General features: G+C 69.7%; 10 protein-coding genes. 3 read left to right on the top strand and 7 right to left on the bottom strand.

The window, feature by feature from the left end; translation table 11 throughout:
• Positions 1 to 13: 13 nt before the first annotated feature.
• The 3 genes from ACQP2T_RS53845 to eccB all read right to left on the bottom strand — a co-directional run bounded on the left by ACQP2T_RS53845 (position 14) and on the right by eccB (position 3318).
• Positions 14 to 1465 (bottom strand): hypothetical protein, encoded by a 1452-nt coding sequence (locus tag ACQP2T_RS53845; RefSeq protein ID WP_433512525.1) that lies wholly within the window; start codon positions 1463 to 1465, stop codon positions 14 to 16.
• Positions 1462 to 1806: a hypothetical protein gene (locus tag ACQP2T_RS53840; protein WP_433512524.1), complete on the bottom strand. Its 345-nt coding sequence runs from the start codon at positions 1804 to 1806 to the stop codon at positions 1462 to 1464. Before ACQP2T_RS53840 ends, ACQP2T_RS53845 begins: the two co-directional genes overlap by 4 nt.
• 81 nt (positions 1807 to 1887) lie before the next feature.
• Positions 1888 to 3318, bottom strand: coding sequence for a type VII secretion protein EccB (eccB, locus tag ACQP2T_RS53835; RefSeq protein WP_433512523.1), 1431 nt, complete (start codon positions 3316 to 3318; stop codon positions 1888 to 1890).
• A gap of 131 nt (positions 3319 to 3449) precedes the next feature.
• Here eccB and ACQP2T_RS53830 point away from each other — a divergent pair, with 131 nt between their 5' ends.
• Both ACQP2T_RS53830 and ACQP2T_RS53825 read left to right on the top strand, forming a co-directional pair.
• The gene (locus ACQP2T_RS53830; protein WP_433512522.1) at positions 3450 to 3863 is read left to right on the top strand and encodes a hypothetical protein; all 414 of its coding nucleotides are present in this window, start codon (positions 3450 to 3452) and stop codon (positions 3861 to 3863) included.
• A gap of 8 nt (positions 3864 to 3871) precedes the next feature.
• Positions 3872 to 5218, top strand: a complete 1347-nt coding sequence (locus ACQP2T_RS53825) for a hypothetical protein (protein WP_433512521.1) — start codon at positions 3872 to 3874, stop codon at positions 5216 to 5218.
• Here ACQP2T_RS53825 and ACQP2T_RS53820 read toward each other — a convergent pair.
• The 3 genes from ACQP2T_RS53820 to ACQP2T_RS53810 form a co-directional block, all read right to left on the bottom strand.
• Complete coding sequence (locus ACQP2T_RS53820; RefSeq protein WP_433512520.1) at positions 5199 to 6401, bottom strand: Cmx/CmrA family chloramphenicol efflux MFS transporter; 1203 nt, start codon at positions 6399 to 6401, stop codon at positions 5199 to 5201. The genes ACQP2T_RS53825 and ACQP2T_RS53820 overlap by 20 nt on opposite strands.
• Positions 6402 to 6790: 389 nt before the next feature.
• On the bottom strand, positions 6791 to 7366 hold the full coding sequence (locus ACQP2T_RS53815; protein WP_433512519.1) for a TetR/AcrR family transcriptional regulator: 576 nt from the start codon (positions 7364 to 7366) through the stop codon (positions 6791 to 6793).
• A 473-nt stretch (positions 7367 to 7839) separates the two neighbouring features.
• Positions 7840 to 8430 carry a TetR/AcrR family transcriptional regulator gene (locus ACQP2T_RS53810; RefSeq protein WP_433512518.1) on the bottom strand — a complete coding sequence of 197 codons (591 nt, stop codon included), beginning with the start codon at positions 8428 to 8430 and terminating at the stop codon, positions 7840 to 7842.
• A 228-nt stretch (positions 8431 to 8658) separates the two neighbouring features.
• Between ACQP2T_RS53810 and ACQP2T_RS53805 the strand changes: the two genes are divergently transcribed.
• Complete coding sequence (locus tag ACQP2T_RS53805; RefSeq protein WP_433512517.1) at positions 8659 to 9645, top strand: NADP-dependent oxidoreductase; 987 nt, start codon at positions 8659 to 8661, stop codon at positions 9643 to 9645.
• Positions 9646 to 9979: 334 nt separating this feature from the next.
• On the opposite strand, the gene ACQP2T_RS53800 is transcribed toward ACQP2T_RS53805, so the two are convergent.
• Positions 9980 to 15439, bottom strand: a complete 5460-nt coding sequence (locus ACQP2T_RS53800) for an FtsK/SpoIIIE domain-containing protein (RefSeq protein ID WP_433512516.1) — start codon at positions 15437 to 15439, stop codon at positions 9980 to 9982.
• Between the last annotated feature and the right edge of the window lie 53 nt (positions 15440 to 15492).

Below are 15492 nucleotides of genomic sequence, written 5' to 3'. Positions count from 1 at the left end.
CCAGGAGGAAGCTTCACTCGTCCAGCGGGATCCGCAGCACCTGGCCGGGCTTCAGCTTGCGCGGGTCGTCACCGATGATGTCCCGGTTGGCGTCGTAGATCTCCGGCCACCGGTTCGGGTCCCCGTACACCTTCTTGGCGATGTCGGACAGCGAGCCGTTGTCGACCGGCCAATAGCCGACCTTCGCCGTGCCGACCCGTGCGGGCGGGGTCGCCTGGCCGTTGGCGACGGGCACGTCCGACTTGGGCAGGTCGCCGAAGTCGTGGTTGGTCTGCAGGGGTCGCCACACCCGGAAGAGAGACGTCGGGATGCCACCCCAGAACTGCTTGTGAATGTTGCCCGGCTTCCCGGCGATCCTGGCTCCAGGCAGCTTGAGCTTGACCTGCTCGTATGCCCAGTTGCGCAGCCCGACAAAGCTGCCGAAGGCCATGCCGGACTCGCCGACGGCGGCGCCCGTTTTTGTCAGGGTCGCCGCCCAGCTCGCCGCGGTGCCGCCCTGAAGGACCCCCTTGCCGAAGAAGCCGGACATGGGGGTGAAGGTGGCCACTAGCATGGCGCCCGTGGTGATGCGGGCCGCCTGGGTGAAGGTCAGGGGGGCGAGGTTGAAGATGCTGTGGCCGCTGATGCCCTGGGCCACCATCTGCGTGCCGATGACTCCGCCGTACACGCTGCCGGAGGTCTTGGCGTACGCCTTGAAGTTCGCCGCGCCGAACTTCTCGGCGTAGGCCGAGTACTTCTTGAACTTCGCGACCGCCAGCTCCGTCTTCGTCATGGCCGTGGCGGTGCGCGTCGCGCTGCCGAGCTTGGCCACCCACTTCAGCCGGCCGACCACGGGCAGGACCTTGAGGGCGCCGGCACAGATCCTGAGGACGGACGCGAACCTGGTGAGGACCTGGGCCGCCAGCAGCACGATCTTCGTCGTCCGCATGTAGGCGGCTCCTGCGGCCAGCCAGCCGCCCCACATGCCAGCCGCCCACCGAAGGGCATAGAAGGCGACGTACCAGATGATCGCCGTCTCGAGCAGCTCGATGATGGCCTTCCTGGTGTGGGCGGCCGACTCGGCGACCATCCTCAGGATGTTGGCGATCTCCGTGCAGCTCTTCATGAGCGCGACGCGGTTGTCGTGCCTCAGTACGAGGCCCCAGACCTTCCTGAAGTCGTCGGCGGCCTTGCCCTTCCACTCCTTCACGATCTTGTCAACGTAGCCGTCGTGCTGGCCATGGGCGCGCGCGTCGAGGACCTCGAAGACCTTGTTCAGGGTGGTGGCGAGGTTGTCGTGCGCCGCGGCGGCGGCCTTGAGCCGTCCTTCGGTCTCGTCGCCGCCGATGAGCGTGGGGAGCGCGCGCCACATGGACTTGATCGTGTCGAGCAGTGGGGCGGGGTTGAGCAGCGAGCCCCAGTTGATCTCGAAGTGCCAGGCCGTCCAGTCCCATTCGAGCGGGTTGATGCTGCCGTGTTGGCTCATCTGGGCCCTCCGACGTCGCTGGCCTGGTGGGCGGCCTTGTAGTTGTACGCCGATACCTCAAGGGCCGTGGTGATGAACTCCAGGGCGTCGGCCAGGTCGCCGAGGTAGCCGTAGACGGACTCGTACCGCTGGTCTCGGTGGTCGTTCTCCGCGGTGCCGTCGACGTACGCGGCACCCAGCTCGTCGGCGCCGGGCGCGAGGCCGAAGTCGCTCTTGTGCAGCTTCGCGGGAGCGAAGGCGATCATGGCGTTGCGGACGATCGGGGCCTGGTGGGCGCAGGTCTCCATGGCCTTCTTCAGGTCTGGCGGTATGACCTCATATCCCTCGGTCTTGTCCCCCATGTGCCCCCCACGTATCACAAAGCCCCATCTACCCCTTTGATACTAATGTTTACAAGTATTTGCGTCCAGGAAACCTGCTGTTTAGGAGCCCGTCGGGCGGATGGCCGGGGTGTCCGAGACCGGCGTCCTGGCAGCCGCCGGGTCGAGCGTCGGCCCCTCGGGGATCAGGCGCAGGAGGTGGGCGGGCAGCGGGGCCACGTTCGAGGCGTCGTAGCCCAGCTTGGTCAGCACGTCGGGCGTGGCCAGCCGGTACTTCTTCCCCTGGTCGGTGACCAGGTAGAACTGCTGCACGTTGGAGAGCTGGTTCTCGCCGGGCAGCAGCCCCGCCAGGGCCGCCGTGCCCGGGGGCAGCAGCACCTGGTCGAACCGCTCCGGGTTGCCGCTCGATCCCGGCGTCGGGATGCCGATCCGGCTCCCGACCGTGAGCGTGCCCTTCACGGATCCCTTCACGGTGTTGGCGTAGACCATGCACAGCGGTGCCGAGCCGGCGGGCACTTGGAAGCGCGGCATCGTCGCCGGCATGCCGCCGCCGGTGATCCGCTGGGCCGAGGCCTTCGCCGCGTTGGCGTTCGCCGCGTCGATCGGGATCTCCCGTACGTGCTGCTTGCCGTACGCCGTCTGGCTGGCCGGATCCTGGATCAGCAGCGTGGCCTGCGTCTGGGTGATCGGCGCGAGGCCGTCCGCGAGCATGACGTACCAGCGCGCGGGCGCCCCCGCGACCGCCGCGACCTTGAAGACCTGCCCGACCTTGAACGTCGTGCCACCGGGGCCGGGGATGTTGCGGCCGCGCTGGGGGATCGCCGGCGCGGCGAAGTCCGACCCCTCGGCGATTGCGTTGATCCAGGAGAGCGGCACCCGCCGGGGCGTCTGGTCGGTGAGCCGGTTGGCGTTCTTCAGTGCCATGCGCTGGTTGCCCCACAGCGCCCAGTTCTGCCGCCCATCGTTGACGACCAGCGCGTCGTTCCCGGCGGGCGTGCCGCCGACGTCGGTCCCGCCCACCAGCGTCACGTACGACTTGCGCCCCCCGGAGGGGTCGGTCGCCTCCACCACGCAGGCGGACCAGGGCGACTTGACGAGCCGCTCGGGCTTGGGCAGTGAATCAGGAGCACCCGCGATGCCCACCTGCCCGCCGCGCGCGAACCCGGCCAGCGACTCCGCGGACACCGTCTTGACCTTGATGGCGTCGCTGTCCAGCAGGAGCCGGGCGGAGACGTAGTTGGCCACGGGCAGCAGCCGGCCGGTCTGCTGGCTGTAGACGTAGGCGGCGCCGGTCTCCTCCTCGACGATGAGCTGACCGGCGTCCCTCAGGTTGGTCGCCCCGCCCGGCTTGAGCATGCCCCAGATGCCGAAACCCGCGATGATGAGAACGCCGATCATGATCCCGGCGAACGTCGCCACGTTGTGCCGCCGCATCGGCGACTCGGGCAGGTCAGGCTCGCCCTGCAACAGGGCCATACCCAGGCGCTGGGTCATGAGCCGATGTGCCTGGTAGAGATCCTTGCGGGTCTGCATGCCACTCCGTTTCGGTCCGGCCTGAGGACAGCATAGGAGTATGGAAGCAGCGGGGGGTTATGTCCTAAATAGGCCATGAGATCGTGATATACGAGTAAAGTCAGTGGCCAGTGGTGCGCGGGGAGGGTGCTGTGTCAGATCCCGATAAGTTGAGTCCGCCGCCGGCCCAGGGCTGGCGTCTGGAGTCGGATTGGGCCGGGCTCGATCCCGAGCGCGAGGGCGTCACGTACAGCGCCAGCAAGCTCGAGAAGCTCGCCAAGGAGCTCGAGGGTGAGTTCACCAAGTTCGTCGGGGACAAACCCGGGTCCGTCAACGACCTGGACATGAAGGCCAACCTCCTCAGCATGAAGGTGGCCGTCGACCAGATCAAGCGATGGGAAGGCGGGCAGACCTTCGTCGCCACGGTCCAGAACGGCCACAAAGAGTTCACCGAGGCTTACCGCGAGATCGCCGAGAAGACGCGGATCGCCATCGAACTGATCAACGCGGGCGCGGGCATCTACAAGCGCGTGGATGCCGCCCACGGCGGCACGAAGGACATATAGGGGCTTTCATGGCCGAGGACAAGAAGCTCAAGATCCAGAAGAAGACGCACATGATCAAGACGTCGTGTCCGCCTCTTGAGGTAGACGACGACGGCAGGAGCGTCGCCGAGGTCAAGAACTTCGTCAAGTCCCTGGATCCGACGGCCGTCAAGCAGGCGGGCAACGCCTACCTCGACGCCTGCTCGACCCTGGCCGGCGCCCAGAAGGTCATCGAGCAGATCAACGTCGAGATGGCCAAGTGCTGGGAGGGCAAGACGTCGGTCGAGGCGCAGGAGGCCCTCCGGGTGCTGCACGCGACGATCCGCGAGCTGTCGGACAAGCTCAACTGGATGGGCCGCCCGCTGCAGTCACTCGGTGACAGGCTCGTCGAGCATCAGGAGTTCATGGACAAGTCGGGCTTGGCCTGGAGCGACAACACCTTCACCTTCGACGACTCCAGCCCCGGCTGGTATCGCACCATGAACAAAGGCGTCGAATGGGGCTCCCAGGACGAACTCGCCGGCCAGCACCTGCGCCTGCTGAACGACGACCTTACGCTGACCTACCAGCAACTGCCGGACTCCTTCCACAAAGAGATCCCGGACATCAAGGACCCCGCCGGCGTAGCCCCTCCTGTCACGCCCCTGAACACTGACTTCTCCAACCCCGGCGGCAGGCGCGGATTGGGAGACGGCTACAACAGCCCGGGCGGCTACACCGGCACCGGTGACAACAATGGCACGGGCGGCATCGACGGCTCGAACCGGAACGGCATCGATACCCCCACCACGCCCAAGTACCCGACCGACACGCAGACCCCCGACCCCAACGGCACCACAGACCCGACCAAGGGCACCACGAACCCGGGGGCGACGGATCCGACAAAGGGTGCGAATGTCCCGACGGGCAGCGTCACGGACCCCGCCAAGGGCATGACAGACCCGACGAAGGGCATGACGGACTCCACGTCCGGCCTGACCGACCCCACCAAGGGCGTGGCCACCTCCACCCCCACCAAACTGGAGGACTTCCAGCGCCCTTCGGACTGGAATCCGACCAACACCCCCACTCCCAACTCCAGCCCCACAAGCACCAGCCCCAACACCAACGTCCCGAGCTCCCCGAACTCCTCCTCTCCTTCATCCGGCCCACTCACGAGTGCCGGGGGTGGCGGCAGCATGGTCTCGGGCCTGTCGAACACCACGGGCATGCCCAAGGCAGGCACCGGTGGGAACGGGATGGGTATGCCGTTCATGCCCATGTCCAGCCCCAGTCCGGGAGCCGACCAGTCGGATGGGTGCAGCACCTGGTTGACCGAGGACGACGACGTTTGGGGCGGCGAGACCGACGGCGTAGTCACCGACCGCATCTGCTGACAGCTTCGGGGACGGCCAGGTCACGCATACGCATCAGCCTCTTGTCCAGTACAGCGGACAACCCCACGGTCCCGAGCGCGGCGACCCCAAGCCCGGCCCCGATCCAGGCCACCACCGGATACCCGAACCCCGCCCCGATCGCCAGCCCGCCCGCCCACGGCCCCACGGTGATCCCGACGTTGAACGCCGAGAAGTTGGTGGCCGCGGCCAGCGTCGGAGCATCCTTGCCCACCGTGAACACCCGCGTGTTCAAGGCCGGATTCGTGGAAAACCCGAACGCCCCCAGCAGGAAGATCAGCCCGATGGCCACCCCCGGTATCCCGGCGAACGCTGCCAAACCTGCCGAGATAACAACAACTCCTGCTACACCCACGTACAGCGTCGCAAAAGGCCGCGCGTCAGCATGACGCCCACCCAGGCCGATGCCGATCAGCGACCCCACCCCGTACAACGCCAGCACCGCAGGAACCCACCCCGCCGCCAGTCCGGTGGTGTCGATGAGCATCGCGCCGAGATAGCTGAACGTGACCAGCACCGCGCCGGTCGCCAGCGCCGTCGTCCCGTACGAGAGCCAGAGTCGCGAGTTGACCATGTTCCGTAGCTCCTGCCCCAGTTGCGGCACGCTCCCCGACTCGGGCCGCCCGCCGGGAATGGTGGCCACCACTCCTACCGCCGCCAGGCCCGACAGCACCGTGACCGCCCAGAACGCCGCCCGCCACCCGAACTGCTGCCCGATGACCGTCCCCGCGGGCAGTCCCACGATGGTGGCCACGGTCAGTCCGCCCGCCACGATGCTCATGGCCTTGCCTCGCGCCCCCTCCGGAACGAGCCCCACGGCTGTCACCGCCGCCACCGCCCAGAAGCCCGCGTACACGAACGCTCCCACCACCCGCGTCCCGAACAGCACCCCATAGCTCGGCGTCACCGCCCCTACGACATGCGTAAGGGCAAAGATCGCCAGAAACGTCAGCAACGCCGTACGACGCGGCCACCGCAAGGTCACCACGGCCAGCACCGGCGACCCCACCAGCATCCCGAGCGCGAACCCGGAGATCAGCAACCCCGCCTGGGGGACGGATACTCCCAGGTCGGCTGCCATTTCGGGCAACAGCCCGGCGAGCAAGAGCTCGGAAGTGCCCTGGGCGAAGATCGACAACCCAAGGATGTACACAGCCAATGGCATGGGAACTCCTCCTAGTTTTGGATAGAACAGTGCAAAATCAAAAGACGCGAAACGACGCGTGCTCGTCTGGAGCGGTGGACCCTGTCCAGCGTGCTCGCGCGCAGCCGCGCCGGCCTGCTCGCATGGGCGCCGCGCAGAGCCGCCCGCGTAGAGCCGCCCGCGTGGGACTTCCCGCGTGGGACTGCCCGCGCGGGATCGCACCGGACTGACCGTGTGGGCCGCACCGGGCTTCCCGCGTGAGCTTCCCGCGTGGGGCTTCCCGCGTGGGACTTTTTCGCGTGGGACTTTTTCGCGTGGGGTCACACCAGGCTGCTCGCGCGCAGCCGCGTCAAGCTGCTCGCGTGGGGCGTGTCCGGGGTGCCAGCTGCTCAGGTGGAGCGATCCGGGCGTCAGAGGAGTGCGTCGAGCGTGGTCTTCGCGACCGACTCCAGTGCCGCCCGATCCGAACCCCCGCGCGCCATCACCCGCATGCCACTGATCGCCGCGACCACGAAATGCGCCAACGCGATCGGATCCTTGCCGGCTGGCAACTCGCCCCGGCTCTGTCCGAGCTCAAACGCCGCCCGGAGCGCCGCCAGCCGCCGCTCACCGTCTCGCCGAAGCTGCTCGGCCACCTCCGGATCTCGCGGCGCCAACTCCACCAGCGAGTTGACCACCAGGCACCCGACCGGATCGACGGCCTCAACATCGACGGCCTGCCACAACAGAGTCCGCACCTTCTCCCGAACCGGAAGATCGCCTTCGAGCAACTCCATCAGCCAGGCGGTCTTGCTGTCCATGTAGCGCCGCAGGGCCTTGTCGAACAGATCATGCTTGCTCTTGAACGTGTTGTAGATGCTGCTCCGCCCCAGTCCGGTGGCCTCACACAGGTCCTGGGTCGAGGTCCCTTCGTAGCCCGCGCTCCAGAACGCTCGCATGGCCGCCTCGATCGCCCGCTCCTCCTCAAACTCCCTCGGTCGCGCCATACTGCGAAGGTAGCACGTTTTGGACAGATCAGTGCAATATAACCCTCGCTTCGGCCTCCGCATCGCCCCTCGCAGATCCTGAGATGGCGTCCCGCCCAGTGGTGGATCGACGATCTCGTTGTGTGTTTCCTACGTGGGCGAACAGGGCTGAGCCGGTGAGCAACCACCCTGCTCTGCGGGACCTCATCGATCCCGAACCGGCTTGTCGGCAAGGGGGGCGTCGCTATGTACGCGCGAGCAGGGGGTGGCGATGGGTGCGAGTAACGGGTTGTGTGGGGAGGGGCGCCCGTGATGGCCAAGGTGGGCTCGCCGTTCGGGCCGTCGCGGCCGGACGCGACGTAGCTCTGCGTACCCTTCTGGACTTCACGTGAGCGGGGGTGGTGTTCCGCTTGGGGGCGGCGGGAGCGGCGGCGCCCGAGAGCTCGTTCTTCGCGGACCGGACCTGAAGAGGATTGGCGCGAGCGGGTTTCCGTTCAGGAGGCGGGTTGGGGCTTGAGCCCGTCCATCAGGAGATCGAGGAGCCGCTGCGCCTGGGCGCGGTGTCCGCGTTTGTCGCAGGCGGCGAGGATGCCGAGGAGAGCGGTGGCGATGTCCTCGGCGCTGGTGTCGGTGCGGATCTCGTCGGCAGCGGCCCCGGCGTCGAGGATGGTGGTGATGGCGGACAAGAGCTCGCGGCGGCTATGGGCGAGGGAGATCTCCCCGGTGTCGACCATGGCGAGCAGCGTGTCGGTCATCCCGTGCTTGGTGGCCAACCAGTCGGCGAACAGGTCCATCCACAAGCGCAGTGCCCGGGCGGGCGGGTGTGCTTCGAGCAGGGTGCGCGCGCCGGTGCTCAGTCGTACCACCTGGTCCTGGTAGACCGCGTCGACAAGCGCCTCCCTAGTGGGGAAGTGGCGGTAGAGCGTAGCTACCCCAACGCCGGCCCGGCGGGCTATTTCCCGCATGGACGGCTCAGCGTCCGCGGCGGCGAACACGCGGGTGGCCGCGGCGAGCACGCTCTCGCGGTTGCGCGCCGCGTCGGCGCGGAGTTGCTGGTGGACAGGTGGAGACGAGTCAGAGGTCATGGCTAATCGGAGCGCGTTCCACTTTGTCGGTCATCGGGCTAGTATAGGCGCTGAGGGAAGCGGAACGCGTTCCGGTTATGCGAAGTCGAAGTGTCCGACTACGTCGGCTGCCCCTAGACATGGCGGTCGGCGAACGCTCCGCCCCGAGGAACACCACGCGATTCACCGCGACTGCGCAAGCAGCCACTGCGCTCCCACCTGGAACCAAGCCACTTCTGGAGAACAACCATGGTTGACCACACCGCAGCGACCGACTCCATGCGCACGGTGCGCTTCCACGAGTACGGCGAACCCGCCGATGTCCTGCGTCTGGAGACCGCGCCTATACCCGAGCCGGGCCCCGGCCGCATCCGCGTCGCCGTGCACGCGTGCGGGCTCGCGCCCGCCGACTGGGCCCTGTGCCGGGGGCTGTTCCCCGGACATCTCCCCCGGGGCATCGGATGCGACGTCTCAGGTACGGTCGAGGCTGTCGGCGAGGAGGTCACGGACGTCACGGTCGGCGATCTGGTATTCGGTACCGCCGACTACGCTGGCCAGCCCAGCGCCGGCGCGGCAGACCAGGCCATCATGGACCACTGGTTCGCCGTCCCCGAAGGACTGGATCTCACCCAGGCCGCCACGCTTCCCATGGCACTGAGCACCGCCCACTGGCACCTCGCACGGCTTGGCCTGGCCGCGGGCAGCACCATACTGATCAACGGGGCCGGAACCACCGTCGGCTACGCGGCTGTGCAGATCGCCCTGATCCGCGGCATGCGGGTGATCGCCACCGCCGGAGAGACATATGCCGGGCGGCTGAGAGACCTCGGAGCCGCCGTGACCACTTACGGCGACGGCCTTACGGAGCGGGTCAAGGCTGTCAGCGAGGGCCCGGTTGATCTTGTCTTCGACACCGCCCCCGCGAACGGTGTGCTGCCCGACCTCGTGCGGATCGCCGGGGGTGACCCGCAGCGCGTCCTCACCTGCTCCGACCTGACCGCCGCACCTGGGCTGGGTGTGCGCGACACCTTTCATGAGGACCCAACGACCTTTACCGACGAAGAGCGCTTCGGCTCCTTCGCGGAGTTCGCACGGCTGGCTGCCGAAGGCAGGTTCACTGTGCCGGTCTCGCGGACCTTCCCTCTCGACCAGTGGCGTACGGCCCTCGACATCAGTGTGACCGGTCACGCCCACGGCAAGCTCCTGCTTCTGCCCGCGGCGGACGCTCGGGGTTGACGACCGCGCCCGCGAACTGAGGGGGACAAGCTGGTGATTCCCCGACCGCGCAGCAGCCCGCGCTGAGGCCTCGCGCAACGTCGTTGACGCCGTCATAGTTCTCCACCACGTTCAGCCCGATTCGGCCCGTGCTGAAGATCTCGAGCCCGCAGTCGCTGAGCCAAAAACTGGTGCGCTGGGCGTAGCCGACCTCATACATCGCCAAGCGGGCCGGGCCAGGTGGTCTTACCGGTGAAGCGACGCGGCAGGACCTCGGTGGAGGCGGTGCCCTGCCGGATCGCCGAGGTCTGGTCAGTTTGGTTCTGCGGTGGGCTGGTGTCCGGTCCGGCTGGTTCTACGGCGGGCCGGTGTCCGAGATGGCAGCTTGGATGGGAGTCGTGTTGCCCATGGTGATCAGCAGGCCGCGTCCCGGTGGGCCTCCGACGGCGCCGCGCGGCAGGCGGACCGTGAACAGGTCGCCGTCGGCCGGGCTCTGCACCGACAGGAGTACGCCGGTGCGCGACTTGCGGGTTTCGGCGACGAAACCGCGGTAGGCCGTCGCCAGGTCGCCTGTCGCGCCCGCGATGATGAGGCCATGGTCTCCGTCTCGGCCTGATCGGAGGACCTCTTCCAGGACCGTCCCGAGGGGGGAGTCCGGGTTGATCAGCTCGGCGTCGTCCACGATCACCACATAACGATCGCGGTCGGCGAGCAGCTCCTGCAGGCCCGCTCCGTCGCCGCCGAGGATGGCGAGGGCGCCTTCCAGCGTACGTAGCGGGCTACGCCGGGGAGCGATGGCGATGACCGGCGTGTCGTACGAGATGAGCGATCTGGCGGCCGTGACCAGCACCGAGGAGCGACCGGAGCGGGCCGGCCCGGCGACGACGGCGCCGGGGCCGTGGGCGAGGAGGTCCAGGCCCATCGGAGCCAGGGCGTCGCCGCCTGCGCCGATCAGGGCCCACAGCGGCGAGGGATGGGTGAAGTTCGGTTCCAGGTCCATGGCCTGGCCGGCGGTGATGCGCATGGGAAGCGCGTCGACCCGAAGCGGGGGCTCGCCCTCCCAGAGCCACGCGCCGCGTCCCAGCCGAGTCGACCGACCCCTTTCGCCCATGCCCGGGACCCCTTCCGGTAGGTCGCCGTGTGCAGAGGCCGCGCTGCTCGACATCTCCCTCGGCGTGCCGCCTGATGGGTCGTCTGGGGCACCCACCAGGGCTTCGCGGTGGTTTGTCGCAGATGTCGCAGAGGGGGTCGCAGTGGGCTGGGGGGTGGCTCTCCCGGGTGCCGCCGTGGACGCGTACGTCGGGACGCTGCGGAGCGGGGCCGCGGCGCGGGCGAGGGACTGGAGGGCGGCTACCTGGGCTGGGCCCGACGGGTCGTGGGTCAGGAGGGCGATCTGGCTCTCGATGATGCCGTGTTCGCCGATCGAGAGGGCGCGGCCGGCGGGCATCGACGCGGGCAGGCCCTTCATCGGCAGCCCGGCCAGCCCGTAGTCGGCCGGGTCCGCCAGGCGGAGGAGAAGGCGGTCGTCGAAGACCGTGGAGACCTGGCCGAGCAGGCACGAACGGTCACCCGTCACCACCGCCCGCAGCCCCACCGCCGGACCCTCTCTGAGGAGTTGCAGGAGCGACTCCGTGAGGCGGCCGTAGTCGTAGCCCTCGAAGGCCGCCACGTAGCCCTCCCAGCGGTCGACCATGAGCACCAGCCAGGGGAGACGGTGGCCCGCCTGGCGGTATTCCGCCAGTGAGGCGTGTCCGGCCTCGGCGAGCAGTTGCTGGCGGCGGCCCACCTCGGCGCGGAGGCGGGACAGCAGGCGTTCGACGCGGTCGAGTTGGTCGCGGGTGACGACCGCGCCACAGTGCGGCATGGCCATCAGCGGGAGCAGCGCGCCCGATCCGCAGTCGATGGCGTGCAGGTGGACATCGGCAGGGGAGGCTTGTGCGGCGATGGCGCCCGCGATCGTCCGTAGCGCCGTGGACCTGCCGCTGCGGGCCGCGCCCGCGATGAGCAGATGGCCGCCTTGGGCCAGGTCCAGCGCGAGCGGGCGCCGATCCTGTGCCCAGGGCCGATCGATCATCCCGAAGGCCAGCGGACCGACTTCGGCGAATGTCCCCGATCCGATGTACGCCTCAGCTCCGGTGTACGTCTCCGATTCGGTGAACGGCCCTGGGCCGGTGGATGTCCGCGACGTGGCGGAGGTCGCCGATCTGGAGAAGGCCGGGGACCCGGCAAGCGGCCCGGTCGCCAAGGCAGCGGTGACCTCGTCGAGGGTCACGGCCGAGGGCAGCGGCTCCAGCCAAGGGCTTGGTTGCTCCGGTACGCCGGTCAGGCGCGCGGCCTCGATGAGCGCGTCGGCGAGGACGGTCAGGTCGGTGATCGTCGACCCTTCGGGCGGCTCCGGGAGCGGCGGCAGCGCCCTGCCCAAGGAGCGCCAGTCCACGTCGACCACCCGCAGCTGACCGCCCGCGCCGGCCAAGCCGCCCGCGCCGGCCAAGCCGCCCGCACCGTAGCCTGCCAGGCTGCTCGCACCGGCCAGGCCGCCCGCACCGGAGCCTGCCAGGCTGCCCGCGCCCGGCAAGCCACCTCCGCCCGTCAGACCGCCACCCGTCAGGCCGCCCGCGCCCGCCAAGCCGCCTCCGGCCGTCAAGCGGCCCGGGCCGAGGGTCGAACCCGGGCCGACGGTCGAACCTGGGCCGAGCGTCGTGCCCGGGCCGAGCATCGCACTCGGACCGAGTGTCGCGCCCGCGCCCGTCGGGTCGGCTCTGAGCGAGGCGCTTGCCACCGGGCTGCGCCCGCCCACCCTGGCCGTCTGTACGGCCGCCGCCGCCCCCACCCCTGACTTCACGTAACACCGGCCGGGCGTCGACTTGGAGATGTGCGCCGCGTCCGGCAGGTCGATGACGTCGGAGGATTCGGCGGGTTCGGTGACCCGTAGCGCGATCCGCAGCGAGGTGTTGGCCTGGATGTCGGCCGTGACCACGCCCGCCGGCCGCTGGGTGGCCAGGATCAGGTGGATGCCGAGCGAACGGCCCCTGCGGGCGATGTCGACCAGGCCGTTGACGAAGTCGGGCAGCTCGGCCACCAGGGCGGCGAACTCGTCGATGATCAGCACCAGCCGGGGCAGCGGCTCTCCGGTGTAGTCGTCGATGTCCTTGGCGCCCGCGGCCAGCAGCAGGCGTTCGCGGCGCCGGATCTCGGCGGCCAGGGAGTCGAGGGCCCGCTGTGTCAGGTGGCCGTCGAGGTCGCTGACCATGCCGACCGTGTGCGGCAGTCGTACACACTCCTTGAACGCGGCCCCGCCCTTGTAGTCGACCAGCACGAACGTCAGCTGGTCCGGCCGGTTGGCCACCGCCAGCGAGCAGATGAGCGTCTGCAGCAGCTCCGACTTGCCCGCGCCCGTGGTGCCGGCGATCAGGCCGTGCGGACCGTCCACCCGCAGGTCGACGGAGAACGGGCCGTCGGGGCCGATGCCGATGACCGCCTTCGTGGAGCCGTGACCGTGCCAGCGGGTGGCGAGGTCGTGGCCGGAGGGGGCGGGCAGGCGCAGGAGGTCGAGGAGGCGGACCGCCTCGGGGAGGTGGCCGGCCGGATCGTCCCTGCTCACGTCGCGGATCGGGCCGAGCGCCCTGGCCACGCGGTCGCACCACGACGGCGAGACCAGGTCGGCCAGAACCGGGCCGATGACCTCCAGGCCGCCGCCGAGGAGGCGCACCTGACCGTCGGCGGCGCATGCGGCGACGGTGGCGCACTCCTCGGGGAGCAGGCGCTGGTCGTCGTCGATGGCGAGGGTGAAGACGCCCGAGCGGGGGCCCTGGCGCAGGATCTGCGGCATGCCGGGCAGGCCACGCAGGACCTGGGCGCCGTCGAGCACGACCAGGACGTCGTAGGGGCGTACGTCATAGGAGGTCAGAGCCGGTGTCTCAGGGCCGCCCAGGTCGTCCCAGCCGGTGGGGATCTTGCCGAGCTCGGGGATGGCGGTGTTCTGGCGTTCGTCGATGAGGGCGGCCAGTTCGGCGACGCGGTGAGCGGCGGACTCCGGGTCGGTGCCGACCAGGGCCACGCAGTCCTCGCCGCCGCGCGGGGCGCAGTGCGGCAGCCAGCGGACCCAGCCCCAGCGGTGCTCGCCGTCGGCGTGCGCGGACAGGACCACGATGGCCAGGTCGCGAGGGCTGTGCAGGGTCGCCGCCTGACCGATCAGCCAGCCGGCCAGACCGGTCGCGGTGTCGCGCGGGCCGGTGACGCCGGCCACGCCGAGCCTGCGCATGGCCAGGGCCACCGGTACGGACCGGCAGATCGGCGGGGAGATCGCGCCGCCCTTCTCCTCGGACAATTCCAGGTTGGCCGGCAGGTCGGCCAGCCCGACCCTGAGCCGCAGCGCGTCGGGATCGTGGATGCGGCGCTCCCACAGCCGTCGGCGCGGGCCGGTGGCGGTGAGCAGCACCTGCGCCGGGTCGGGCGCGTCGGATCGGCGGATCAGCTCGTCCTCGGCCCTGGCCTGCTCGACCGCCAGCTCGTACGCCTCCAGGCGCTCCTTGTATTTCTTGGCGGCCTTCCGGTGCTGCTTCTTGCCGTGGCGGCGGTCGCTCCACCACTGCCCGATCATGATGAGGGGGGTCATCAGGGCGATGAGCAGGTAATAGGGCTGGCGCATGACGTAGGCCAGCGTGACACCCATCACCGCGGGCAGGAGCGCGGCCAGCAACTGCAGGCGCATCCCCTCGGCGCGGGTGGGCTCCAGGGGGCGTTCGAAGGTGCGCTCGGGCTCCGGCCTGCGCAGCCGCGGCGGCCGGTTGTAGGCGACGCCGCCCTCCGGGAGAGGCGCCAGGTGCGCGTCCTGCGGCTCGATCGCGGTCAGCGTGAACACCGAGGAGCCGCAGGTCAGCAGCGTGTGCTCGGCCCAGTCGACGGCTTCGGTGAGTGGCCGGGCGGCCAGCTCGGGCGGCTCGTAGTGGACGGGCTCCGCCTCCGCCGCCTCGCGCTCGGCGACCCGGGCGGTGAGCTCGGCGACCTCGTCGGCCCACCGGCCCTTGAGCTTGAGTCGCTGCGCCTGCTGGGGCGCCCGGCTCCGGGCCGGCTCGACCGTGATCGCGTCGGGGGTCACGCGCAGGATGGCGGCCTCGGGGGCGAGGGACGGGTCGGCGACGGTCATCGCGCACATCGGGTCGGATCCGATGACGTGCACGCCCAGGCCCAGGCGGTGAACGGCGCCCGCGGCCGGGCCGCCCACCACCCGCACCTCGGCCACGCCGCCGGGCTCCTCGATGATCGTGGCTCGGGCGAGATGGGCGTCGAGGGTTACTTTGTCGCCGTCGCGCAGCACCGCCCCGGCCATGGCGCGCGGGTCGAGCGGCCGCCCGTTGCGCCAGAGCACGGCACCCGCCCGGCCGATCCCCTCGCCCGCCCGGCCGAACCCGTCACGAGACCGGCCGATCCCCTCGCCCCGATCCGGGATGGACGAGCCGCCGACGTCACCCGGACCAAGATTGGACACGCCGCCGATGTCACGCGGGCCAGAGTGTCCGCCGACGCCACGCCCATCAGGGCTGCGGGCGCCCGGGACGTCAGGTGGATGGGGAACGTCGAACCGGCCGGAGTCGGGCGATCCGCCGGGCCGGGTGTGCCGCGCCGAAGGACGGGCGCCGGGCTCGGTCGCCGACATGCCGTAGGGAGCTCGCGCCCTGGGCAGGCGGACGACCTCGGCCAGCGGCGCCTGACCGCTGAGGGCCTCACTCACCCTCGCCACCGTGGCGCCGTTGTCACCCTCGATCACAACGTCACGATCGCCTTGCTCGCCGAGCACGGTGAGCATGATCCGCATGTGCCGTCTCCTCGATCGGGCCTGGGCGCAAAGGTAACGCCAGAACAAAGGGT

The organism is Nonomuraea sp. CA-143628, assembly GCF_050942315.1.
Lineage (GTDB): Bacteria > Actinomycetota > Actinomycetes > Streptosporangiales > Streptosporangiaceae > Nonomuraea.
This window is presented reverse-complemented; position numbering and strand designations above follow the sequence as displayed.